This is a genomic window from Micromonospora deserti (assembly GCF_003236335.1).
Lineage (GTDB): Bacteria > Actinomycetota > Actinomycetes > Mycobacteriales > Micromonosporaceae > Micromonospora > Micromonospora deserti.
In genome coordinates this window covers 1-418 of record NZ_POUB01000586.1, presented here as the reverse complement: position 1 = coordinate 418, position 418 = coordinate 1, and the positions used below count along the sequence as shown (strand labels likewise).

At 81.6% G+C, this 418-nt stretch carries 1 pseudogene; it reads left to right on the top strand.

Going from position 1 to position 418, the window contains the following annotated elements:
* Nucleotides 1-24 precede the first annotated feature (24 nt).
* Nucleotides 25-418: pseudogene (locus C1I99_RS32045) on the top strand (hypothetical protein); the annotation flags it as partial.

Genomic DNA, 418 nt, shown 5'->3' with positions numbered 1-418 from the left:
GTCGGTGGGGGAGTGGGAGGGCCGGTGGCGGAGGAAGACCGTACGCGCTCGGGCAATCGGGCTTCACGCGCCGGCCGGCACGCCAGCCACCGCCTGGGCGACGCGCCGGCCCGGCACCGGTCCACCGCCCCGCACCCGGGGCAGACCCGCAGCGCCCTGCGGCGGCTGGCCCGGACGCGGCAGCGCCGCCGCTGGGCCGTCGAGGGGCTGACGGTGCTGGCCTGCCTGGTCGCCCTCGTCTCGTACCTCAACTCCCCGCCGGGGGCCGACGACGCCCCGGGTGCCGCCGCCCCCTCCGGCGGCGTCCCCGCCGGGGCCGGCCGTCCGAGCGGATTCCCGGGCGTGGAGGGGCACGACCCGGGGGCCGCGCAGGCCTCGCCCGGGTTGCAGCCCCGCCAGCGTCCGCCCTCCCCGACCC